This is a genomic window from Bacillus sp. 2B09, from assembly GCF_003946835.1.
GTDB classification, from domain to species: domain Bacteria; phylum Bacillota; class Bacilli; order Bacillales; family Bacillaceae; genus Bacillus; species Bacillus altitudinis.
The window spans coordinates 119,829-143,156 of sequence record NZ_RPSG01000008.1 but is presented as its reverse complement, the minus strand read 5'-3'; the positions used below and the strand labels follow the sequence as shown (position 1 = coordinate 143,156).

The following is a 23,328-nucleotide window of genomic DNA, read 5'->3' as shown; positions in this document are numbered from 1 at the left end:
ACCAATTGATCTAGCAAAACAAATTCGGCTTCGTGCTGAGAAGAATTTCTAGTGTGGAACATGAGAAAAACACCTTCCTTTAGTATGCTTTTCTCTATTATAAAATGGGATAGTGGAAAATTTAAGGAAAAAAATAAAGCTGTCGAGATTTTCTCGACAGCCTGACTGTAGAGACATTCTACAGTTTTTTTTGATAAGAACATTTGGCATAAGCATTGTGCTGATGAATGGATTCTTCATTTCGGCACTCAATTTGAAACCCTTTGATCCAGTTTTGTTCATATAGCTCTGCTGCAATTAATCTCGCAACATCCTCTACAAAACGTGGATTTTCATAGGCCTCTTCTGTCACTTGTTTTTCATCTGGTCTTTTGAGTACAGGGTAAAGAGGCGCACTCGCATTAGACTCGATGATCTGCAGTAGATCTGCTTTCATGTCATCAGGGAGTTGACCTTGTTCAAACAGCTCTACCTGAATCGATACAGTGCCGCGCTGATTATGTGCGCCGTATTCACTGATTTCTTTTGAACAAGGACATAACGTTGTCACCTGAGCAGTGCAGCCAATATGACAAATCCATCCGTTTTCTTCATGAAAGTGGATGTCATATTGCACGTCTGCATGCATCAAACCGGACTTTCCGCTGATGGGACTCTTTTTTTCCATGTACCACGGAAAGGAAACTTGAATCGAGGCAGATGGCTGATTCATATGCTTGGCAAGCTGTGCTGTCAATTCTTTTAAGGAATCCACATCAACCGGCTTTCCGCTCTCATAAAATGAGTGAAGCTGCTCGGTGAGACGGCTCATATGAATGCCTTTTTGATGAGCTGGCAAATATGTACTCAGCGTAAAATCAGCGGAAGCGGTTTGGTGCTGTGGAGCCGTTTTAGACAAAATATGTACAGGGTACGACACACGGCAAATTCCGACCTGTTCCAGATTAAAATAAAAGTCCTGTTCGGTTTGTTGGATGTCTATCATGTCCTCTTTTTGACAAGGTTTTGTTCTAGCGCTTGGCGGGACAGAACCGAATTGTGCGTGTCGTTCTTTTTTGGATGGAAATGAACGCATAGGGTACCTCCTTTAAAACGTAATTATTCCTATTTATTCTGCATCAAACCACAATAGAAATCAAGTGATCAAACATTAACGTTTACGTTAAGGTCATAAAGGTGTATAATAAAACATGAATTGATGAGCAGGAGGCACTGGTGATGGAATGGATGAAAATTGATCAAGTGGCGAAAAGAAGCGGTTTGACGAAACGGACCATTCGTTTCTATGAAGAGATTGGTTTATTATCAGCACCAAAGCGGACAGAGGGCGGTGTCAGACTTTACTCAGAGGACGACATGGAAGAACTGGAGAAAGTGATGCAGGCCAAAGAAGTACTTGGCTTTTCTTTACAAGAGCTTCAGTCGTTTATGGAAATAGGAAAACAGCTTGAGCTGAATAAAGAAGGCTACCTGTTATCTCTTGACCCGAAGGAACGATTAGAGAAGCTGTTAGATATTGATGCGCAGCTGACTGTGCAGCATCAATTGATTACAAAAAAGCTAGAAACGATTCAATCCTTTAAAAAGGATCTTGAAATGATGAAAGAAAGAGCGGCTCATGCCATTGAGCAATTACAAAAATAAACACCTCAGCGTGTTTATTTCAGCGTGTAGACAAACCCTCGCATTCTTTGTCAGTCCTGCGCTCTGGTGCTCACGAATGCCAAATTCGCTCCGCTCCAGTGCTCGTCCTTCCTAGACTGCAAAGGTTTTCTATCACGCTGAAAAAGAAGACAAAGAGCTAAAATAAAGTTCATTTTAGCCCTTTGTCAACAAAATAAAATAAACACCTCAGCGTGTTTATTTTATTTTGTTAAACAACTGTAGGAAAGGTTCTGATGGAATGAAGGAAGAAGAAGTATTGAAACAGCGTACGAGTTTGCTTAGACAGCCAAAAGCCGTCTGGGCGGTGGCCTTTGCTTGTGTGATTTCATTTATGGGAATAGGGCTTGTAGACCCGATTTTGCCAGCCATTGCATCACAATTACATGCATCTCCAAGTCAGGTGTCTCTTTTATTTACGAGCTATTTGCTTGTCACCGGCTTTGTGATGTTTTTTACCGGTTTTATTTCTAGTCGTATTGGTGCCAAATGGACGTTATTATTAGGACTCATCTTTATTATTGTCTTTTCTGCTTTAGGCGGTACTTCTTCAACCATTAATGAATTAATTGGTTTTAGAGGCGGATGGGGCATTGGGAATGCCTTATTTATTTCAACGGCATTATCAGTCATTGTCGGTGTGTCTGTTGGAGGAAGTGCGAAAGCCATCATTTTATATGAGGCGGCACTAGGTCTTGGGATTTCTGTCGGGCCGCTCCTTGGTGGTGAGCTTGGAACGATCTCTTGGCGCGGGCCATTCTTTGGTGTGGCAGTGTTGATGCTTGCTGCTCTTTTAGCCATTACGTTTATGCTTCCACCTATACAAAAGCCGCAGAAAAAGGTGAAGTTATTTGAAGCTGTTGGAGCCTTGAAATATAAGGGGCTTTTAACGATGGCATCTGCTGCTTTCTTATATAATTTTGGATTCTTTGTTCTTCTAGCTTATTCGCCATTTGTGCTTCATCTTGATGAGCATGGTCTTGGTTATGTCTTTTTTGGATGGGGATTATTTTTGGCTGTGACATCTGTCTTCTCAGCGCCGGTCATTCATCGCAAATTGGGGACATTAACAGCTCTTGTTGTTCTCTTTGCTTCGTTTGCTGTGATTTTATTCGGCATTGGAATATGGACATCACATGTGGTCGTGGTCATTTGCGGTATTGTGATTGCTGGGGGCATCCTCGGCATGATCAATACGGTGCTGACGACGGCTGTGATGGGATCAGCTCCTGTTGAGCGTTCAATTGCATCATCTTCATACAGTGCTGTACGATTTATTGGTGGTGCGATTGCGCCTTGGATTGCGGGAGTTCTCGCTGAAACTTACACAGCAAGTACCCCTTATTATGTAGGGGCGGGTGTTGTTCTCTTAGGAATGGTCATCCTGCTTCTTGGCCGTAAGCATTTGGTGAATATCCAGGCAGGTCATTAATAGAAAAAAGCCTTATATCTGCAAACGATATAAGGCTTTTTTGTCTTTATAATACTTTTGTTGTCCAAGATTCGCAATTCCAAGTTTCAGTGGCCACATCTTGATAAAATTCAGGTTCGTGGGAAATCAATAGGACGCTGCCTTTATATTCTTTTAATGCGCGCTTTAATTCTTCTTTGGCATCGACATCCAAGTGGTTTGTCGGCTCGTCGAGAACAAGTAGGTTGGTTTCTTCATTGATCAGCTTACAAAGGCGGACCTTCGCTTTTTCACCACCACTTAAAACAGACACACGGCTTTCAATATGTTTTGTCGTTAAACCGCATTTGGCAAGGGCAGCTCTGACTTCATATTGTGTGTACGATGGGAAGGTGCTCCACACCTCTTCGATACAAGTGTTGCTGTTTTGCTCTTTTACTTCTTGTTCAAAGTAGCCAATATGCAGGAATTCTCCTCGTTCCACCTCACCAGAAATGGGGGAAATTTCTCCAAGCAGGCTTCGGAGCAGTGTCGTTTTTCCGATACCGTTGGCACCGTATAACGCAATTTTTTGACCGCGTTCCATTTTTAAATTCAATGGACGAGAAAGTGGTTCGTCATACCCAATGACTAAATCTTTCGTTTCAAAAATCAGTTTCCCAGACGTACGTGCCGGTTTAAAGTGGAATTCTGGTTTTGGCTTTTCGGCCGCCAGTTCAATCATATCCATCTTATCCAGTTTCTTTTGACGAGACATCGCCATATTTCGAGTGCTGACACGTGCTTTATTTCTCGCGACAAAATCCTTTAATTCAGCCACTTCTTGCTGCTGCCTTTTATACGCTGCCTCTAGTTGCTGCTTTTTCACTTCGTACACTTGTTTAAATTGATCATAATCACCAACGTAGCGCGTGAGTTCTTGATTTTCGACATGATAAATCAAGTTAATGACACTGTTTAGGAACGGAATATCATGTGAAATGAGGATAAACGCATTTTCATATTCCTGCAAATAGCGCTTCAGCCACTCAATATGCTGTTCATCTAAATAGTTGGTCGGCTCGTCAAGAAGAAGAATTTCAGGCTTCTCTAACAGCAATTTCGCAAGCAGTACTTTTGTCCGCTGTCCGCCGCTCAGCTCTGTCACATCACGATCGAGCCCGAGATCTGTTAACCCAAGACCTCTTGCAATTTCCTCTACCTTGGAATCAATGATATAAAAATCATTGTTCGTCAGGGCATCCTGAATGACGCCTACTTCTTCTAAAAGCTTTTCTAGCTCATCAGGATCTGCTTCACCCATTTTTTCGTAAATGTCATTCATTGCGGCTTCCATTGAGAATAAATAATGGAATGCATCTTGAAGGACTTCACGAATGGTTCTTCCTTTTTCAAGCACGGTATGCTGATCGAGGTAGCCGACACGGACATTTTTTGCCCATTCGACTTTTCCTGCATCTGGCTCAAGCTTGCCAGTAATAATATTCATAAACGTTGACTTTCCTTCACCGTTGGCGCCGATCAAGCCGACATGCTCGCCTTTTAATAACCGGAAGGAGACTTCGTGGAAAATGGCTCTGTCGCCAAAGCCATGACTTAAATCTTTAACAGATAATATCATTTTTTACACCTCAAATAGATTCAAAACGGCTAGTGCCTCTCATGATTATATCGAACTGTCCGGCTCGATAAAAGCATCAAAAGAAAAATTGCGTTTCAAAGCTGATTTTGAGATACTTAAGGATAGATTGAATGAGGATAAAGGAGATCAACATGACGGAAAATTGGGCATTTTTGAAAGAAGCAAAGCCATTTATTCAAAAGAACTTTGAAGCGGCTGGCTTTGAGAAGCCAACAGCGATACAAGAACAAACAGCAGAGTGGATTACGGAAAAACGCGATGTAATCGCAGAATCACCGACTGGAACAGGGAAGACCCTTGCGTATGTTCTGCCGCTTTTAAATAAAATTGATGTGAGTATCAAACACCCGCAAGTCTTAATCTTGGCACCTTCAAGAGAGCTTGTGATGCAAATTTTTGATGTCGTGCAAGAGTTCAAACAAGGTTCAGACATCAAAGCTATTTCCTTAATAGGCGGGGCAAATATCAAGAAGCAGCAGGAAAAGCTAAAAAAACACCCGAATATCGTGGTGGCGACACCGGGTCGCGTACAAGAGTTAATCAAAATCAAGAAACTGAAAATGCATGAAGTGAAAACGATCGTGTTAGACGAGGCAGATCAGCTTCTTGTGCCAGAGCATATGAAAACGATCCAAGGGATCATTAAGTCCACATTAAAAGAAAGACAAATCCTTTGTTTTTCTGCAACGTTGAAAGAAGAAACCGTTCAACTGATCAAAGACATTGCATCTGAACCAGAGGTATTGAGAATTAGCAGAAGCCAAGAAGAAGCGCAGAAGGTAGGGCATTATTACCTGTTATGTGATCAGCGCGACAAGGTGAAACTGCTGCAAAAGCTATCACGGCTTGAGGACATGCAGGCACTTGTCTTTGTGCGAGATATTACGAATTTGAGCATTTATGCAGAAAAATTAGCGTATCACCATGTCGACCTTGGTGTGCTTCACAGTGAAGCGAAAAAAGCAGAGCGTGCTGTCATCTTAAAGGCTTTTGAACAGCGTGAATTCCCGCTCCTCCTTGCAACAGATATTGCAGCAAGAGGAATCGATATTGATGATCTGCCATATGTGATTCATGCGGATCTGCCAAATGAAGAAGGCTACATTCACCGTTCAGGTAGAACCGGACGCGCAGGAAAAGAAGGCGCAGTCATCAGTCTTGTCACACCTCAAGAGCAATCAATGCTGAAAAAAATGGCGAAAAAACTGAATCTTTCGCTTGAAGAAATTGTGTATAAGCAAGGCCAGCTGCACCTTGCACCCAAGCAGGCATAAGAAAAGGACCCTCCATAATTGGCAGGGTCCTTTTTTGTTATGAAATTTTGACAAGTTGTTTTCCGACATTTTCCCCTTTGAATAGTCCAAGGAATGCATCTGGAATGTTGTCAAAGCCTTCAATGATTGTTTCTTTATATGTGAGTTTTTCTTCTTTTACCCATTGTGCGAGATCTTTTGCCGCCTCTTCAAAACGATCAGAGTAGTTGGCAACAATGAAGCCCTGCATCAATGCGCTTGTTTTAATGAGTTTTGTTTGCACACGAGGGCCAATGTCTTCGCTTGCACTAATGTTATAAGAAGAAATGGCGCCGCAGACTGGAATACGTGCAAAACGGTTCAAATGATTCATTACAGCATCAGAGATGTCGCCGCCCACATTGTCAAAATACACATCGACACCGTTTGGGCAGGCTTTTGCAATGGCGTCATCTAAATCATTGGTTGTTTTATAATTAATGGTTTCATCAAAGCCCAGTTCTTTTAAATAAGCCAGCTTATCATCAGATCCGGCAATTCCAACAACGTGGGCACCTTTGATTTTAGCAATCTGTCCGACAACAGAACCAACGGCACCTGCGGCTCCAGAAATGACAACCGTTTCGCCTTCTTTTGGCTGACCAATCGCAAGAAGTCCAAAATAGGCGGTTTGTCCTGGCATGCCCAAAATCCCTAAGTAATAAGATAACGGCGCAATGGATGGATCAATTTTTGTCAGAGACTCTGCTTTGGCAGTAGAATATTCCTGCCAGCCAAGGAATCCAAGTACAAAATCACCTTTCTCAAATTGAGGAGATTTGGACTCGACGACTTCTCCGACCACACCACCTTGAATGACTTCATTCAGCTTGAACGGAGGTGTATAGGATTTTGTATCTTGCATTCGTCCTCTCATGTAAGGATCTACAGACACATATTTCGTTTGAATCAAGACTTCGCCATCTTGCGGCGTTGGTATATCAACTGTTTCAAAATGAAAAACATCTTTAGTAGGTAACCCTTTTGGACGTTTTGCTAATTGAATTTGTTTTTGTTGACTCATGTCAAATCCTCCCTTTCACTTGCAACCTAGATTTACATTAACATGATGCTTCTTTTCGTTCAAAACATACGGTCTTTTCCAAGCACATACAAAAAAGCAGCCACCATCTAAAAGAAGGGGACTACTTTTTTTGAAGAGAGACAGAAAGGAGCGGCGGGAGACAACCAAACAGTTGATACTCATCCGCATCACGTTCTTTTAATAAATATTCATTTGCATTTTGCATGGAGGCTTTCATCATATCGTGCGTCACAAAAGGAAAAAGGATATTTAAATATGAGGACAACAGGTCTTGTGGATCTTGTTCGATTGACTCGATATCTCCAATGTTAATAATAATAGAAAAGAGATAATCGATGCAGATGTGAAAGTGCTGTTCAGCAAACAAAGTAAGCGGCTTTGCTTTTGATTCTTCAGGATTCCATTTTTGAAAAAGCTGTTTCACCAAATCACTGACAACCCATGCATTAAACTGCTGCTCAGCTGAAAAATAATACATCAGCTCCACCCCATTTCTAGCCTCCAGTATAAGAATTGTACAACAAATGACAAGGAAAGCATATAATTTTTCAGAAAATTTAGTCATTTTTACAGTCTTTTTGTCAAAAATAAGTCCATAGACGCATTAAGTTCACAGAGTAAAAATGGATGTGCTGGAGGAAGGTTTAATGACAAAAGTGACGGGTAAAAGATTCGTAAGACGTTAAAGGAGGAATAATAAATGAAACCTGTTGTAAGAGAGTATTCAAATGATGAAACACTTCAAAGAGATGTGGAGCAATTAAAACAACTCGGTGTTGCAAGAGAGGACATTTATGTTCTGTCCCATGACGATGATCGAACTGAGCGTATTGCAAGCAATGCAGATGCCAATACGATAGGTCCAAAAGAAGTTGGACTCAAGCATGCGGTTGGAAACATCTTTAGCAAAAAGGGAGATGAACTCCGCAATAAGATTCACGAAATTGGTTTCTCAAAAGAAGAAGCTGAGACATTTGAAGAACATTTAGACGAAGGAAAAGTTCTTCTCTTTGTGACTGACCATGAAAAAGTGAAAAATTGGGCATAAACGCCATCGTAAAAAGCCTCTTACTTTTGTAAGGGGCTTTTTTCAGATTTTTGACAAAGGGCTAAAATGAACTTGATTTTAGTCCTTTGTCTTCTTTTCAGCGTGATAGAAAACCTTTGCAGTCTAGGAAGGACGAGTACTGGCGCGGAGCGAATTTGATATTCGTGAGCACCAGCACGCAGGACTGACAAAGAATGCGAGGGTTTGTCTACACGCTGAAAGCCTCTTACTTTTGTAAGGGGCTTTTTTTCATACTGCGATAATTAAAATCTACCATCTGTCTTTTTCACTATAATAAGACAGGTTAAAAAATTGGGATAAACAGTAAAATGTCTAATTGAAAATATAGAAATATCAAAGGATACCATCAAAAAAAAGAAAAAAGTAGTGAAAATATCACAAAAAACCATTCGGGAAATAATTATGATATCTTTATTTTTATCTCAAAATGAAATAAAAATCTTGTGTAATTTAGTAGATAAATTTCTTAGTTCTATTGGTTTAAGTTGTATTTTTGTGTAGAAATAAGTGTTTTAAGGTCAAAAAACCACGAAATATACCTGTATTTTCAATTAGAAAATCATTCTAATGTTTAGGAAATAATTTGTTGACAAAATAATCTAAAAACAATATATTTGGCTTAATCAAGTCATTATGGAATTAGTTGTTAAATTTTTGATAGGTGGATTTCAGGATCAATTCTGTAAATGATGATGCATTAAGACCTAAGGAAGAGCACTTCTGGGGCAAAGCGATACTGAAGAAATATCTATTAGACAAAAAGAAATGGATGATAGATAGCTTAGAATGGTAGATTCGTCTTTCTACGATGCCTACTTCTCAATGGTAATATTCAGAGGATCATTATAAAGAAAACGCTTTCTAAACGCTGTTAAGGAGGTGAACCCATATGAAGAAAATGTATAACAAACTGAGGCGCTGTAATAGTTGAATGGCTGTGGTTGTATGTGAAGATGAGTGCTGAAAAAGAAGAGTGACATGTGGGATGCTTCTCTCCTTTTTCAGAAAACAGATTTCCTAAAAAATCCATCTTTCATTTTATCATAAGGCTTTTTGCTTGAAAACCACCTTTGTTAGGAAAGGTGATTGTGAATTGAAGGAGGTCACGTGATGAAAAAGGCTTTGTATCATGAAGACAGCGGGTTGTATTTAGAAAAAATGCGTATGGCTTTTCAAGAACACTATGAGCAAAGAACAGATATGTGGTCCACTGATCCATCATTAACAGATGCTGCTGTGATGTCTCTGAAGGCATGGCGTTCCAGGGAAAAGGATGCACTTGCTTCTGTGCTGGATATCGGCTGCGGGAACGGCAGGGCTCTTGAACATTTACAAGGACTGTCGGCATATACCGGCATTGATCTTTATGAGCATGAGGAATGGCAAGGATTAAAGAAGAGAAAAGAGGTTCCTGTCCATTTTTATCATCAAGATTTTATGTCCTGGTCGATGAATCAAGGGCGCGAGCTGACGTTTGATCTGATTTTAGATCATGGCTGCTTTCACCATCAGCACCCTGATGACCACGAACGATACTTAAAGCAGATTTCCTCGCTGCTTCATGAAGGTGGTGTGTTTTCCCTTGTTGTATGGGGAGAAGAGTGGAAAACAGGCTTAATCGGAGAAGATGGACGCTTCCATTTTTCATTCTCAGATACTCAGCTTGGAGAAAAGATTTGTACATCAGGACTTGAGCTCGTTTCGATTACACCATTACAAGCGAAGGCTGGGATCAGCCAGCATCATGTCATTGCTGTCAAAATCTAGTGCAAAGGAGGATAAACGCGATGTTTGATGTGATGGTTCTTGGTGCATACCTAGGCGGGTGTCATGCTTCAATCAATGTAGCTGAATTGAAGTACGGACTATTCATCCAATCAAAGGGTACAACCGGATGACGTGCATTTGAAGGACCAGAGCTTCTAGTAAAGGAGAAAGCAGCTCGAAGCTAGCAGAGATATTCTTTTAGAGAAAGAGCATGTCAGTTTCCATTCAAGAATCATCAAATGGTGTTGCTCTCTTACAGAGAATACAGCGTATGAAGCTCGATTTCTGCTCCTTTGTACTGGACAAGTGACAGTCTAAAAAGAGTCTTTATGAAAGGTACTGATGGATGATTGGCATCGCACATCTATTCAGCCAGTATGTCAGGAAATTTCTCCTGAGCCATGATTCTAGCTGGAACCGGTGCTCAGGGTGCAAAGGGAGTGCATACACATATTCATCACGCCATCACTGCGCTGAGAGAGTTCAATGGGGTGCAGTGATGAATAGGGGGAGACAAATGAACAAGTTTGTAGCTGAACTACAATCAATGATTCATCATTTTACATTTCAAGAAAAACACTATTTGCTCGTGGGGCCAGTGAACCTGCCGATCTCTATTGAACATGAAGAAGTGCAGTTTACATGGTATGCCTTTGCGTCTGTAGAAGCTGATACAACGCCAACGGTTGAGTCTATTGTACAAATGAGTACCGAGCAGCAAACATTTTCCTCTTGTCTCCTTTTTGGCGACTTTGAAAATGAAGTGCCGCCGCTTGTGCGAATTCATAGTGTCTGCCAAACAGGGGATGTGTTTGGGTCACTGAAATGTGATTGCGGTCCACAGCTTGCATCATCGCTAAAAAAAATCACCGATTACGGAAAAGGCATGCTTGTGTATATGGCCAATCAAGAAGGGCGCTCTATTGGGCTAATGGCCAAAGCCTTCACGTATAAATTACAGGAAATGAAACTGGATACATTTGAGGCGAACAGGTTGATCGGCTGCGGAGATGATGATCGGCATTACGAGGAAGCAGCGGCTGTCTTGCACTATTTAAACAAAGGGAAACCATTGCATCTCTTAACCAATAATCCAGATAAAGTCGATTCCATTGCTGCTTACGGTCTTCCGGTTTTACGGTTTGATCATACGGTAGAAGCCTCTCTCTATAATGAGGCGTATTTAAAGGCAAAAGCAGCATCAGGGCATATGGTCGATGAGAAGAAATTAATTAATCAGTAGATGAGTTTATTTAAAGAAGGCGGGAGAAAAGCGTGAAACCTGATATCAATTGGATTCAAATCCCAAGCGGCTATGCGACGATTGGAAGTAATGAAGAAGATATGAAAAAGGCATCAGAATTTTGGAAGGACAAACTTCTGAATCCAGCCTATGGCCGTGAGAAAAAATTTCAAAAATGGCTGTACAAAGAATTTCCATCTTATCAGCCGTATATGAGTGAATTTTTCATCTCAGATACGGTCGTCACCAATGAATGGTATCAAAGCTATTGTGACGAGACAGGAAAGCTTTATCCAGAGAGCTTGACGAACCTAGAGCTTGGCGGGGGAAAAGACCATCCAGCTTGGGGCATGGACATCGAGGAAGCTTTCTCATTTTGTCAGTGGCTGAGCGGGAAGCTTGGATATGAGGTATCGATCCCTACTGAGGAAGAATGGGAATATGCTGCCCGGGGCAATACGAGACATCAATATCCTTGGGGAGATGAGTTTAACCCCTCTTACTGTAATACACACGAATCAAATATTGAAAAAACGACACCTGTCTGTCATTACGAAAAAGGAAGATCTCTATTTGGACTATATGATATGGGTGGCAATGTCGAAGAATGGGTCAACACCAAGTATCACATATATGAAGGCGGAATTGAGGTTGTAGATGATTTAACCGAGACACTCGGCAGTGATTACTACATTTTAAAAGGTGGCTCCTTCGCAAGAGGCGGAGATTTATGCAGAGTCGCAAGAAGACACGGTAAACACCCAGACCCTGTTTTTCGATTTACTGGTTTTCGTGTAGTTACTCGTCAAAAACAACATATAAAGGTGGGAGTGTAAAACCATGCATAGAGGACCGATTACATCCGTTTTATCAACTCAGCATGACCAAATTGTCTACACAGGTGGCTATGATCGCTGTATTTATAAATGGGACCGTGCCACGGGAGAAGGAACATTCATTGGCAGTCACGAGCATATCATCAACTCTTTATCCCTTTCGGAAAATGGAACGTATTTAGCGAGTGCATCGTCAGACTATACCATTCAATTATATGATACTGGCACACATACAAGAATTCGTACGCTATATGGTCATGCGGATGATGTGGAAGCTGTCGCATTTGCAAAGCAGGATACGCTTCTTGTATCAGTGTCCAGAGACAGAAGATGCTTAGTTTGGGATATTGAAACGGGAGCCATTTTAAGAGAATTTCATGGACATAGCAAGGATGTATTAGCTGTATGGATTCATGAGGATAAAGCTTATACAACTGGTGACGATGGCTATGTCCTTGTATGGCTCTATGAAACAGGAGAAATTGTAGGTGAAATTGGCCCGTTTGATTATGAGCTGGATACCATCAGCGGCAGCAATCAAAAAGAAGTATTCGCCCTTGGCAGAGATGATGGCACAGTTATCATTTATGATGCCGCTACATTACAGGAGAAAAAAATCATTAAAGCTCATTTACAAGGTGTGAAACGTGTGAATTTTTCACCGAGCGGTAACTACTTGCTTACAGCGGGTTATGACCATCTAATTAAGCTGTGGAATTATGAAACCGGTGATTTAATTGATACGTTGCTGCCTCATAAATATCAATGGGAGCGCTCGCTTGTTTGGACAGAAGACGAGCAAGCCATTTTAGGAGCCAGCTTTGGGAAAACGTATTGTGAATGGTCCATTCAAGAAGGAAAAGTGATCTCTGATGAGCAGGAATTGGCGACACCTTCTATTAATGATATTGCGTTGACTGAAGCGGGTGATATTATCACTGCATCAGATGACGGAAAATTCAGAAAAAATGGAATCGAAATCGCAAAATCAACAGGTGTTCTCACAAATGGAGTGGCTGTTGCTCGGGATGGAAGCTATTATGCATGGGGCGATCATGCGAGTCAGGTGCATATTGTACACGAGTCATTGCAGCAAATGGTCTCTTTTGATCTCAACACAGGTCCTGTCAATAGTGTGTATTTCCATGAGGAGGATCGTCAATTTTATATCGGCACTTATGGCGGTTATGTGCATGTCATTTCGACTGAACACTTAAAGGAAATCGGCCGTTCTAAAGCACATGATTGCGCGGTCAAAGCATTAAAGGTAGAAGGAGATCATATCATCACAGCGGCAGTTGAAGGAACCATCTGTCTTCTCGATAAAAAGAGTTTGTCCTTAACAGCAGAATATATCGGGGCGACAGAGCTGTTAAATGATGTATTTATTGATAGCAAAAGAGATCGCATTGCCATTGTCAGCCGGGATAAAAACGTCCGATTGTTTGATTTGCATACAGGCAGAATTTTAAATCAGCACAACGAGCATCAATATTCCATTAAATCCATCACTGTGACAGACTCTGGCTATATTGTGAGTGGAGACTATTGGGGATATATTGTGGTGTGGAATCCAGAGCTAGATGTCAATACAGGTCCGATTCGAATTGCTAAGAATGGTATTAGTGCCATTAGACAACTAGGAAATGATGTGTATGCAAGTTCATATGACGGTGGTATTTATCATATTCGAGAAGATGGCACACATACGGAAGTACTGCGCTTATTTGAACAATTTCCGAAAGAAGTAATCTCTCATTAAGAAAAAGAATGTAAGCGGGGGATTCTCATGATAAGTGTTTGCAAGGAACATATGAAAAAAGGTCTGACTGTACTCAATTGTCCGCATGTGCTCCTCATTAATAAATATGAATGTCGCAAATGCTGTTTTTGTAAACAACGAGCATCATATAAACTGTTTTATTCCTTGCCTTACTATGATCGAACTGAAAAGAAACGGATGGAGAAAATATAGCCCATGAGAAAAGAACTCCTTCATTTTCTGAAGGAGTTCTTTCCCTTGAGAGAAGAAAGGAGTCCGAGATGAAAGACGATATTTTTTATATGAAGCTGGCGATTGCCAACGCGAAGGCGATGAAAGGACAAACCTCACCCAATCCGCTTGTTGGTGCAGTGATTGTTCAGAGCGGTGAGATTGTTGGGATTGGTGCGCACATGAAGGCTGGCGAGCCTCATGCTGAAATTCATGCGCTGCAAATGGCAGGAGAAAAGGCGAAGGGAGCAGACATGTATGTAACGCTCGAACCTTGTACACATCACGGAAAAACAGGCCCTTGCACCGAAGCGATCATTAGCAGTGGTGTGAAGAAAGTGTTGATTGCTACCCAAGATCCGAACCCGGTTGTTGAGGGTAAAGGAATTGCCTTTTTGAAAAAGGCTGGAATTGAGGTGGAGCAAGGGATATGTAAACAGGAAGCAGATCGTTTAAATGCTCCTTTTTTTCATTTAATGCAAACAAACCTTCCTTATGTCGTCTTAAAATCAGCTATTTCGATAGATGGGAAGATTGCCACGGCTGATCAAGAAAGCAAATGGATCACTGGAATAGAAGCGAGAACAGAAGTGCAGCGCTTACGTCAAGAAGCAGATGCGGTGCTGACAGGAGTGGAAACGATTATTCAAGATGATGCCGGCTTACTTGTAAAGGATTCATTCAACCATCAGCCCATTCGTGTCATTTTAGATTCAACATTAAGGATACCGATTCATGCCAAATGCTTAACAGATCATAGGGCAGAAACCATAATTTGTACATCACAAGATTATGATCATCAAAAGTATCAACAGTTGATACAAAAAGGTCATCAAGTATTTGTTACAAGCGGAGAACACCGGACAGATCTTCAGGATGTGTTACACATGTTGAAGAAGCGCTCTGTGATGTCAGTGCTTGTAGAGGCAGGGGGCAGTGTGAGTGCATCATTTTTAGAAGCATCACTTGTGAACGAAGCTGTTATCTATATGGCACCTTTGTTGATTGGAGGGAAAGATGCACCTACTTTTTTTGAAGGAGAAGGTGTGAAAAAACTAAAAAAGGCGATCCGTCCAGCGGATATTGAATATAGTATGGTAGGAAAAGATTTAAAAATGACGATGACATTTTAACGATGGAGAGAGGTCCTTGCACGTAGAGTGCAAGGCCTTTCAAATTTTTTGATAAAAATAAAATTGTACATACACCTTTATCGATCATGATGAATACGATGGATTGGGGTGATTCTATGAGAAAATGTAGACAATGCGGAAAGATATACCCAACTCATTCGACAGACCACTACCAAAAAGGAAGCTGGTATGATGCGTATAAGGATGATGGCTGGGAATGTGATAGTTGTAAGAAAGGTAAATCAGACAAACAAAGGAAACCAGTAAAAAATCCATGCTGCGGAAAAGATCCTTGTGTGTGTGTCATTCAAGGACCGCCAGGGGGAAGAGGAAGGAGAGGCCCAGCAGGTCCGGCAGGTCCAGTGGGTCCAGTTGGCCCAGCGGGTCCAGCAGGAGCAACGGGCGCAACAGGCGCCACCGGTGTAGGTTTAACCGGTATCGTGGCATTTGATCCAGCGGATGCCCCAACCTATCCAGAAGGTCAAGTGGTGACATTTGATGGAAGTACGTATGTGGCGAATACAGCTTCACCAACAGGTACGCCAGGTACGTCTCCAGATTATACATTGTTAGCAGCTGCGGGAGATACGGGCGCCACGGGTGCCACAGGAGCAACAGGAACGGGAGCGACAGGAGCCACCGGAGATACCGGCGCAACTGGAGCGACAGGAGCCACAGGAGGTACGGGTGCCACGGGAGCCACAGGAACCGGAGCGACCGGCGCTACTGGAGATACCGGCGCAACCGGAGCGACAGGAGCCACCGGAGATACGGGCGCCACGGGAGCAACAGGAACCGGAGCGACCGGTGCTACAGGAGATACAGGAGCCACCGGTGCTACAGGAGCCACCGGAGATACGGGCGCCACGGGAGCCACAGGAACCGGAGCGACCGGCGCTACTGGAGATATCGGCGCAACTGGAGCGACAGGAGCCACCGGAGATACGGGCGCCACGGGAGCAACAGGAACCGGAGCGACCGGCGCTACTGGAGATACCGGCGCAACTGGAGCGACAGGAGCCACCGGAGATACGGGCGCCACGGGAGCAACAGGAACCGGAGCGACCGGCGCTACTGGAGATACCGGCGCAACCGGAGCGACAGGAGCCACAGGAGATACGGGTGCCACGGGAGCAACAGGAACCGGAGCGACCGGTGCTACAGGAGATACAGGAGCCACCGGTGCTACAGGAGCCACAGGAGATACGGGTGCCACAGGAGCAACAGGAACCGGAGCGACCGGTGCTACAGGAGATACAGGAGCCACCGGTGCTACAGGAGCAATCGGAGCCACGGGTGCAACGGGAGATACGGGAGCGACTGGAATAACAGGAGCCACAGGAGATACGGGAGCCACAGGAGATACGGGAGCGACCGGAGTAACCGGAGCCACGGGTGCAACGGGAGATACAGGAGCGACCGGAGTAACCGGAGCCACGGGTGCAACAGGAGATACGGGAGCGACTGGAGTAACCGGAGCCACAGGTGCAACGGGAGATACGGGAGCGACTGGAGTAACCGGAGCCACGGGTGCAACGGGAGATACGGGAGCGACCGGAGTAACCGGAGCCACGGGTGCAACGGGAGATACAGGAGCGACCGGAGTAACCGGAGCTACAGGTGCAACAGGAGATACGGGAGCGACTGGAGTAACCGGAGCCACAGGAGCAACAGGAGATACGGGAGCGACTGGAGTAACCGGAGCCACAGGAGCAACAGGAGATACGGGAGCGACTGGAGTAACCGGAGCTACAGGTGCAACAGGAGATACGGGAGCGACTGGAGTAACCGGAGCAACAGGCGCCACGGGAGATACGGGAGCGACCGGAGTAACCGGAGCTACAGGTGCAACAGGAGATACGGGAGCGACTGGAGTAACCGGAGCCACAGGCGCCACGGGAGATACGGGAGCGACCGGAGTAACCGGAGCCACAGGTGCAACGGGAGATACCGGAGCAACCGGAGTAGGGTTAGCAGGTATTTTGGCATTTGACCCAGCAACAGCTCCAACCTATACAGTAGGTCAAGTGGTGACATATGAAGGTGGAACTTATGTCGTAAATACAGCACCACCAACCGGCACACCAGATACGTCTCCAGATTATACGTTATTGGCAGCCGCAGGTGTGACAGGCGCCACGGGAGATACGGGAGCGACCGGAGTAACCGGAGCAACAGGAGCAACAGGAGATACGGGAGCGACTGGAGTAACAGGAGCCACAGGCGCCACGGGAGATACGGGAGCGACCGGAGTAACCGGAGCAACAGGCGCCACGGGAGATACGGGAGCGACTGGAGTAACCGGAGCAACAGGAGCAACAGGAGATACGGGAGCGACTGGAGTAACCGGAGCCACAGGTGCAACCGGAGACACGGGAGCGACCGGAGTAACCGGAGCAACAGGAGCAACAGGAGATACGGGAGCGACTGGAGTAACCGGAGCCACAGGTGCAACGGGAGATACCGGAGCAACCGGAGTAGGGTTAGCAGGTATTTTGGCATTTGACCCAGCAACAGCTCCAACCTATACAGTAGGTCAAGTGGTGACATATGAAGGTGGAACTTATGTCGTAAATACAGCACCACCAACCGGCACACCAGATACGTCTCCAGATTATACGTTATTGGCAGCCGCAGGTGTGACAGGCGCCACGGGAGCAACCGGTGCCACCGGAGATACAGGTCCAACAGGAGCAACCGGAGTCACAGGCGCCACAGGAGTCACAGGAGATACGGGTGCAACAGGGGCTACAGGAACAGGCGCCACGGGAGCAACCGGTGCAACGGGAGCCACAGGAGCAACAGGATCGAGTGCGATTATCCCATTTGCATCAGGTTTACCTGTCGCTTTAACAACCATCGCTGGCGGTTTGGTCGGGACATCTAGCTTGGTAGGATTCGGTAACTCAGCCACTGGTGTCAGTATTGTAGGCGGAATCATTGATTTAACCGGAGCAGCAGGAACATTGTTAAACATGGCATTCTCCGTTCCGAGAGCAGGAACCATTACGTCATTTGCGGGCTATTTTAGTACGACAGCAGCCCTTTCTCTAGTTGGCACAAATATTACTGTGACGGCTAGTCTGTTTGCTTCACCAACACCAGATAACAGCTTCACGCAAGTAGCGAGCGTTACATTGGCACCGGCATTAACCGGTATTTTAACGATAGGGGCTATTACAAACGGTATCGCTACTGGTTTAAGTGTACCAGTCACACCAGAAACAAGATTGCTTGTCGTATTCTCGGCAACAGCTACTGGTCTTTCCTTAGTGAATACTGTAGAAGGCTATGCGAGTGCTGGTTTATCCATCACGTAATAGGCACACAGGGATGACTCAATACTGAGTCATCCTTTTTTTATCTATGTGAATTTTCTCTTAACTTCATGAGAAAAAATGATATGATTTTCTTAGAGTCTATTCGGGTGAATCTACTGAATTAGGGGTTGTGGCGGTGAGGATGGGCAAAAGGAAAGTCACTTTACAAACAAAAATTTTGGGGTTAATTATTGGTCTGTTACTTGTTGTTATTGCCTTATTGACCATTTGTTTTGGTTTTTTGCAGACATCAGAAAGGCAGAGCCAAGCTGAACAGCTGGCGGTGCAAACTGCTAGAACGATATCTTATATGCCGCCTATTAAAACATCGGTGGCCACGGGAGATTCGCAAAATGAAGAACAGGCTGTGCTTGAGCAAATGAAGGAGCAAGTAAGAGCGCATGCCATTTTTATCACCAATCAAAAAGGAAAGGTTCTTTTTCATACGAATCATGAGGATGTAGGGAAAACCATCAGTGTGTCGGAAGGAAGAAGTACACTGCTATTTGGAGGAACTTCCATATCAATGGGTGATTCTGATGGTGAAACCGTTGTCAGAGGAAGTGCTCCGATTATGAAAGAAACTGGCAGTCATGAAGAAATTATTGGGACCGTCAGCGTCGAATTTTTAAAAAGAGATATCGATCAAGCGACAGCTCATCAACTCTTCAAATTAAGTTATATTGCCCTTCTTGTGCTCTTGCCTGGGGTTTTTGGAGCGATTTTTTTAACAAGGAGTATTCGAAAAGATATATTAGGGCTTGAACCGCATGAAATTGCTTCATTATATCGAGAAAGAGAAGCGATGCTGCATGCGATTAAAGAGGGAATCATTGCATTTGACCGTAAAGGTGCCATTACGATGATGAATACGTCAGCTGAACAGATGCTACGCGTCTCTTCAACGCTGCCTCTTCATATTGATCAAGTGTTGCCAAATGCCAACCTTCTTTCCTATCTAAAGGTTGAGACGATTGAACCTAACATAGAATCAGTCGTCAATGAGAAAACCTTCGTGCTAAATGTCAAAAAAGTGGTGCAGGACAATCGAGTATTTGGAGGAATTGTGAGCTTCAGGGAGAAAACAGAGCTGACAAAGCTGCTGGATACATTGACAGAGGTCAGTCAATATTCAGAAGACTTGAGAGCACAAACACATGAATTTTCGAATAAGCTGTACGCTATTTTAGGCTTGCTTGAGTTGAAACAAGTGGATGAAGCCATTGAGTTAATTAAAGAAGAGTATACACTTCAAAATCGCCAGCATGATTTACTCATGAAACAAATTCGCTCTCCGAAGATACAAGCCATTTTACTTGGGAAGTTAGGAAAGGCATCTGAGAAAAAGGTTCATTTTCACATTGATGAAAATAGTTCATTGGAGCCGCTCCCAGCCCATTTGAGTTTATCTCACTTTATCACCATCATTGGCAATCTCGTAGACAATGCGTTTGAGGCTGTATTGAATAAAGAGAAAAGAGAAGTCAGCTTGTTCATCACAGATATTGGATTTGATATTATCATAGAGGTATCTGATTCAGGGGACGGTGTAGATGAAGGAGCCATTTCACAACTTTTCACAAGAGGACATTCATCAAAGGGAGAAGGGCGAGGTTATGGACTTGCCAATGTCAAAGAAGTGCTAGATGAACTTGGGGGCTGGATTGAAGTTGCGAACCAAAAAGAAGGCGGTGCCATCTTCACTGTTTACATACCGAAAGGCACAAAGGGGGAATAGGTTGTGATAAAGGTACTCATTGCGGAAGATGATTTTCGAATCGCTGCGATTCATGAATCTTATATACAAAAGGTACAAGGCTTTCAAGTGGCCGGCAAGGCAAAGAGTGCAAAGGATCTGTGGGAGGCACTTCAAAAAGAACAAGTGGATCTCATTTTACTTGATGTCTACATGCCTGATGAGCTCGGCACGAACCTTTTGCCGCTGTTAAGAGAGCGCCATCCTGAAGTGGATGTGATCATTATCACGGCTGCAACGGAAACGATGCTGTTAAGAGACGCCCTGCATTATGGAGTCGTTCATTATTTAATCAAACCAGTGACCGCCCAAAAATTCACGCAGGTGTTAACCGAATATAAAGAGAAGAGAGAGTTAATCAATTCAAAAGAGGAAGTCAATCAAACGATGATTGATCTGTTTTTTGGTCAAATACAGGAAGAATCGCAACAAAAGGATGAGCGAGACTTGCCAACAGGCATTAATTCACTGACTTTGGACAAAGTGAAAACATTCATGGCAGCAGAGATGAACGGAATTACAGCAGAAGAACTCGGAGAAAAAATGGGCGCATCACGCACAACAGCAAGACGATACGTAGAGTATCTTGTGACAACGGGAGAATGCCGGGCAGAGCTGGCATATGGAATCATTGGTAGACCAGAACGAAAATATTATCCCGCCAAAAAACAAACGGAGTCATAAAAATGAAAAAAGGAATACTCTTACTCATTTTGGTCTGTCTTTGTACAACGCTCACCTTTAATGAAAAAACAGCAAAAGATTCTTTCCTGGAGCACAGCCCATTATATATTGTGGTATCAGGTGTACCTGATGGCGGATTTGACCAAACGGCTCAAGTGATGAAAACCGTACTAGAACAAGAAAAGCTAGTGGAAGAGCCTGTGCATATTCTTTATCAAAGAGGCGGAACGGTTGATAAAGGCTGGACCTATATGATGGAGCGAGATGCCAATTATATCAGTTTAAATTCAAGCTTATTATTAAGCCGTAATTTGCTGGGCAGCAGTAACGTGACCATGAATGATTTTACCCCGCTCGCTATTCTTGCGGAAGAGTGGCAGGTAGTCGCAGTGCCAGTTGATTCTCCTTTCTCAAATGGAAAAGAGCTATTACACGCACTAAAAAAGAAACCGGATTCCTTAAAAATTGGGTTTGCCCCGGACTTTGGAAATGATGATCAAATCTCATTCGCACGGGCTGCCGAAATGGCAGGGATAGATCCGTACCGCATTCAGTTTTTAAAATTTGACAGTGCAGATGATTTATTTCAAGCACTCATTGACCATGAGGTAGATGCGGCGACTACAACCATTACAGAAGTTCGCCATGATTATGAAAAGAAAAGGTTGAAGCTCGTTGCAACCACAACGAATCAGCGTTTAGAAGGATTCAAAGACGTGCCCACTTGGAAAGAACAAGGGATTCCGCTCATCTTCTCTCATTGGCGTGGTGTGATGGGACCAAAGCAAATGAATCAGCACGACATTCGAGCATGGGATCAGCTTCTTCAAAAAATGACGCAAACGAAGTCATGGAAAAAGCAGTTAAAACAAAAAGGCTGGACAGGCCGTTATATGAATAGTAAAGAAGCAAAGGTCTATATGGAAGATCAATTAAGGCGTTATGAGCAATTTATACAAGGAGAAAAAGCGGTCAAATGAGACCGCTTTTTTTCATGGAACCAACAAACAACAACAATTGCACAAAATGAACAAAAAGCATTTATCGACCAAAAAAGAATTAAAATTCATAATATTTACTTCAATTAAGGCGTCAGATATCATGACAGAAAGGGTTGGAAATGGGATACCAACATTTAATGAAAGCGTATACAACATAAGGGGTGAACGAAATGTTAGCGATCTTAGGATTTCTTATGATGATTGTATTTATGGTTTTAATTATGACGAAACGTATGTCTGTTTTAACGGCATTGGTATTAACACCGATTGCATTTGCTCTTATTGCAGGTTTTCATTTTACAGAAATTTCAGACATGATTGTCAAAGGTGTACAGCAAGTTGCACCAACGGCGGTCATGATCATGTTTGCCATTTTGTACTTCGGGATTATGATTGATGCAGGTTTATTCGATCCAATGGTGGCGAAAATTTTAAAGATCGTCAAAGGCGATCCATTAAAAATTGTTGTCGGAACAGCCGTTCTGACGATGCTTGTCGCACTTGACGGTGATGGAACCACAACGTACATGATTACAACAACAGCCATGCTTCCACTATTTACACTGCTTGGCATTCGTCCGATTATTTTAGCGGGTATTGCCGGAGTCGGCATGGGGATTATGAATACGATTCCATGGGGAGGGGCAACACCTAGAGCGGCAAGTGCACTTGGCGTTGATCCATCACTTTTATTTGGCCCGATGATTCCAGTCATTGGTGCAGGGGTTTTGAGCATGATTGTGGTGGCATACTTTCTTGGGAAGTCTGAAAGAAAACGTCTTGGTGTTATTGAGCTCGAACAGCCGATTCATGCAAATGAAATGGCAGCGGCACTGCAAGATGATATTAAGCGACCGAAACTTTGGTGGTTTAACCTAACGCTTACGTTGTTATTGGTGCTCCTTCTTGTCTCAGGAAAAGTCAGCTTAACGGTTCTATTTGTTCTGGCTTTCTGTGTGGCAATTATCGTGAACTATCCGAATTTAGAGCAGCAGCGTGAGCGGATTGCGGCTCACTCAACCAACGTCTTAGCGATTGCTTCCATGATCTTTGCAGCAGGTGTTTTTACAGGCATCTTAACTGGGACGAAAATGGTTGATGAAATGGCGATTTCGATTGTTTCGGCTATTCCAGAGCAGCTTGGCGGGTTTATTCCAGTCATTGTCGCGCTAACAAGCGGGATCTTCACTTTCTTTATGCCGAATGATGCATACTTTTATGGGGTACTGCCGATCCTATCAGAAACAGCGGCAGCATACGGTGTCGATAAAATTGAGATTGCGAGAGCATCTATCATTGGTCAGCCGATTCATATGTTAAGCCCACTTGTTCCATCGACTCATTTACTTGTTGGACTCGTTGGGGTATCACTAGATCAGCATCAGAAATTTGGCATGAAATGGGCGGTTCTTGCAGTCGTCGCCATGACAGTGATGGCAGTTCTCATTGGGGCCATTTCGATCTGGTAATGAGA

The 23,328-nt window shown here is 43.6% G+C and carries 18 protein-coding genes; 14 read left to right on the top strand and 4 right to left on the bottom strand.

Annotation, left to right across the window (positions count from 1 at the left end; genetic code table 11):
* Positions 1-178: 178 nt before the first annotated feature.
* The gene (folE2, locus tag EBQ12_RS15715) at positions 179-1,075 is read right to left on the bottom strand and encodes a GTP cyclohydrolase FolE2 (protein ID WP_125590606.1); all 897 of its coding nucleotides are present in this window, start codon (positions 1,073-1,075) and stop codon (positions 179-181) included.
* A 143-nt stretch (positions 1,076-1,218) separates the two neighbouring features.
* On the opposite strand from folE2, the gene EBQ12_RS15710 reads away from it, so the two are divergent.
* Both EBQ12_RS15710 and EBQ12_RS15705 read left to right on the top strand, forming a co-directional pair.
* Positions 1,219-1,644, top strand: a complete 426-nt coding sequence (locus EBQ12_RS15710) for a MerR family transcriptional regulator (RefSeq protein ID WP_017366797.1) — start codon at positions 1,219-1,221, stop codon at positions 1,642-1,644.
* Between the two features lie 259 nt (positions 1,645-1,903).
* Positions 1,904-3,094, top strand: a complete 1,191-nt coding sequence (locus EBQ12_RS15705; protein WP_125590604.1) for an MFS transporter — start codon at positions 1,904-1,906, stop codon at positions 3,092-3,094.
* A 46-nt stretch (positions 3,095-3,140) separates the two neighbouring features.
* Here the strand turns inward: EBQ12_RS15705 and EBQ12_RS15700 are convergent, their stop codons facing one another.
* Positions 3,141-4,694, bottom strand: a complete 1,554-nt coding sequence (locus EBQ12_RS15700; protein WP_008343192.1) for an ABC-F family ATP-binding cassette domain-containing protein — start codon at positions 4,692-4,694, stop codon at positions 3,141-3,143.
* A gap of 152 nt (positions 4,695-4,846) precedes the next feature.
* Here EBQ12_RS15700 and EBQ12_RS15695 point away from each other — a divergent pair, with 152 nt between their 5' ends.
* Positions 4,847-5,989 (top strand): DEAD/DEAH box helicase, encoded by a 1,143-nt coding sequence (locus EBQ12_RS15695; protein ID WP_125590602.1) that lies wholly within the window; start codon positions 4,847-4,849, stop codon positions 5,987-5,989.
* Positions 5,990-6,026: 37 nt separating this feature from the next.
* On the opposite strand, the gene EBQ12_RS15690 is transcribed toward EBQ12_RS15695, so the two are convergent.
* Together EBQ12_RS15690 and EBQ12_RS15685 are read right to left on the bottom strand one after the other, a co-directional pair.
* Positions 6,027-7,031: an NADP-dependent oxidoreductase gene (locus EBQ12_RS15690; RefSeq protein ID WP_035391385.1), complete on the bottom strand. Its 1,005-nt coding sequence runs from the start codon at positions 7,029-7,031 to the stop codon at positions 6,027-6,029.
* Positions 7,032-7,152: 121 nt separating this feature from the next.
* A complete protein-coding gene (locus tag EBQ12_RS15685; protein WP_017366799.1) occupies positions 7,153-7,530 on the bottom strand; it encodes a YfmB family protein in 378 nt (125 codons plus the stop codon).
* A 222-nt stretch (positions 7,531-7,752) separates the two neighbouring features.
* Between EBQ12_RS15685 and EBQ12_RS15680 the strand changes: the two genes are divergently transcribed.
* The 11 genes from EBQ12_RS15680 (at position 7,753) to citM (ending at position 23,323) form a co-directional block, all read left to right on the top strand.
* Positions 7,753-8,100 carry a YflT domain-containing protein gene (locus EBQ12_RS15680; RefSeq protein ID WP_007496775.1) on the top strand — a complete coding sequence of 116 codons (348 nt, stop codon included), beginning with the start codon at positions 7,753-7,755 and terminating at the stop codon, positions 8,098-8,100.
* A gap of 1,131 nt (positions 8,101-9,231) precedes the next feature.
* The gene (locus EBQ12_RS15675) at positions 9,232-9,888 is read left to right on the top strand and encodes a class I SAM-dependent methyltransferase (protein WP_008343184.1); all 657 of its coding nucleotides are present in this window, start codon (positions 9,232-9,234) and stop codon (positions 9,886-9,888) included.
* A 517-nt stretch (positions 9,889-10,405) separates the two neighbouring features.
* Positions 10,406-11,131: a GTP cyclohydrolase II gene (locus EBQ12_RS15670; RefSeq protein ID WP_017360404.1), complete on the top strand. Its 726-nt coding sequence runs from the start codon at positions 10,406-10,408 to the stop codon at positions 11,129-11,131.
* A gap of 32 nt (positions 11,132-11,163) precedes the next feature.
* Entirely contained in the window at positions 11,164-11,967 is an 804-nt protein-coding gene (locus tag EBQ12_RS15665; protein ID WP_125590600.1) for a formylglycine-generating enzyme family protein, read from the top strand.
* A 4-nt stretch (positions 11,968-11,971) separates the two neighbouring features.
* Positions 11,972-13,729, top strand: coding sequence for a WD40 repeat domain-containing protein (locus EBQ12_RS15660; RefSeq protein ID WP_008343181.1), 1,758 nt, complete (start codon positions 11,972-11,974; stop codon positions 13,727-13,729).
* Between the two features lie 281 nt (positions 13,730-14,010).
* Positions 14,011-15,093 (top strand): bifunctional diaminohydroxyphosphoribosylaminopyrimidine deaminase/5-amino-6-(5-phosphoribosylamino)uracil reductase RibD, encoded by a 1,083-nt coding sequence (ribD, locus tag EBQ12_RS15655; protein WP_125590598.1) that lies wholly within the window; start codon positions 14,011-14,013, stop codon positions 15,091-15,093.
* 116 nt (positions 15,094-15,209) lie between these two features.
* Positions 15,210-18,413, top strand: coding sequence for a collagen-like repeat preface domain-containing protein (locus EBQ12_RS15650; protein ID WP_241215651.1), 3,204 nt, complete (start codon positions 15,210-15,212; stop codon positions 18,411-18,413).
* 142 nt (positions 18,414-18,555) lie between these two features.
* Entirely contained in the window at positions 18,556-20,151 is a 1,596-nt protein-coding gene (locus EBQ12_RS15645; protein WP_125590596.1) for a sensor histidine kinase, read from the top strand.
* 3 nt (positions 20,152-20,154) lie between these two features.
* The gene (locus tag EBQ12_RS15640; RefSeq protein WP_025206910.1) at positions 20,155-20,853 is read left to right on the top strand and encodes a response regulator; all 699 of its coding nucleotides are present in this window, start codon (positions 20,155-20,157) and stop codon (positions 20,851-20,853) included.
* Positions 20,854-20,855: 2 nt separating this feature from the next.
* The gene (locus tag EBQ12_RS15635; RefSeq protein ID WP_025206911.1) at positions 20,856-21,833 is read left to right on the top strand and encodes a tripartite tricarboxylate transporter substrate-binding protein; all 978 of its coding nucleotides are present in this window, start codon (positions 20,856-20,858) and stop codon (positions 21,831-21,833) included.
* Positions 21,834-22,024: 191 nt separating this feature from the next.
* Complete coding sequence (gene citM / locus EBQ12_RS15630) at positions 22,025-23,323, top strand: Mg(2+)/citrate complex secondary transporter CitM (RefSeq protein WP_008341779.1); 1,299 nt, start codon at positions 22,025-22,027, stop codon at positions 23,321-23,323.
* Positions 23,324-23,328 lie beyond the last annotated feature (5 nt).

Excerpts from the sequence above, each read along its gene's own strand:
- EBQ12_RS15705 (WP_125590604.1), top strand. The coding sequence starts at position 1,904 with ATGAAGGAAGAAGAAGTATTGAAACAGCGTACGAGTTTGCTTAGACAG.
- EBQ12_RS15685 (WP_017366799.1), bottom strand. The coding sequence starts at position 7,530 with ATGTATTATTTTTCAGCTGAGCAGCAGTTTAATGCATGGGTTGTCAGT.
- ribD (WP_125590598.1), top strand. The coding sequence starts at position 14,011 with ATGAAAGACGATATTTTTTATATGAAGCTGGCGATTGCCAACGCGAAG.
- EBQ12_RS15635 (WP_025206911.1), top strand. The coding sequence starts at position 20,856 with ATGAAAAAAGGAATACTCTTACTCATTTTGGTCTGTCTTTGTACAACG.
- EBQ12_RS15650 (WP_241215651.1), top strand. The coding sequence starts at position 15,210 with ATGAGAAAATGTAGACAATGCGGAAAGATATACCCAACTCATTCGACA.
- citM (WP_008341779.1), top strand. The coding sequence starts at position 22,025 with ATGTTAGCGATCTTAGGATTTCTTATGATGATTGTATTTATGGTTTTA.
- EBQ12_RS15645 (WP_125590596.1), top strand. The coding sequence starts at position 18,556 with ATGGGCAAAAGGAAAGTCACTTTACAAACAAAAATTTTGGGGTTAATT.
- EBQ12_RS15660 (WP_008343181.1), top strand. The coding sequence starts at position 11,972 with ATGCATAGAGGACCGATTACATCCGTTTTATCAACTCAGCATGACCAA.
- EBQ12_RS15675 (WP_008343184.1), top strand. The coding sequence starts at position 9,232 with ATGAAAAAGGCTTTGTATCATGAAGACAGCGGGTTGTATTTAGAAAAA.
- EBQ12_RS15680 (WP_007496775.1), top strand. The coding sequence starts at position 7,753 with ATGAAACCTGTTGTAAGAGAGTATTCAAATGATGAAACACTTCAAAGA.
- folE2 (WP_125590606.1), bottom strand. The coding sequence starts at position 1,075 with ATGCGTTCATTTCCATCCAAAAAAGAACGACACGCACAATTCGGTTCT.
- EBQ12_RS15710 (WP_017366797.1), top strand. The coding sequence starts at position 1,219 with ATGGAATGGATGAAAATTGATCAAGTGGCGAAAAGAAGCGGTTTGACG.
- EBQ12_RS15670 (WP_017360404.1), top strand. The coding sequence starts at position 10,406 with ATGAACAAGTTTGTAGCTGAACTACAATCAATGATTCATCATTTTACA.
- EBQ12_RS15695 (WP_125590602.1), top strand. The coding sequence starts at position 4,847 with ATGACGGAAAATTGGGCATTTTTGAAAGAAGCAAAGCCATTTATTCAA.
- EBQ12_RS15700 (WP_008343192.1), bottom strand. The coding sequence starts at position 4,694 with ATGATATTATCTGTTAAAGATTTAAGTCATGGCTTTGGCGACAGAGCC.
- EBQ12_RS15690 (WP_035391385.1), bottom strand. The coding sequence starts at position 7,031 with ATGAGTCAACAAAAACAAATTCAATTAGCAAAACGTCCAAAAGGGTTA.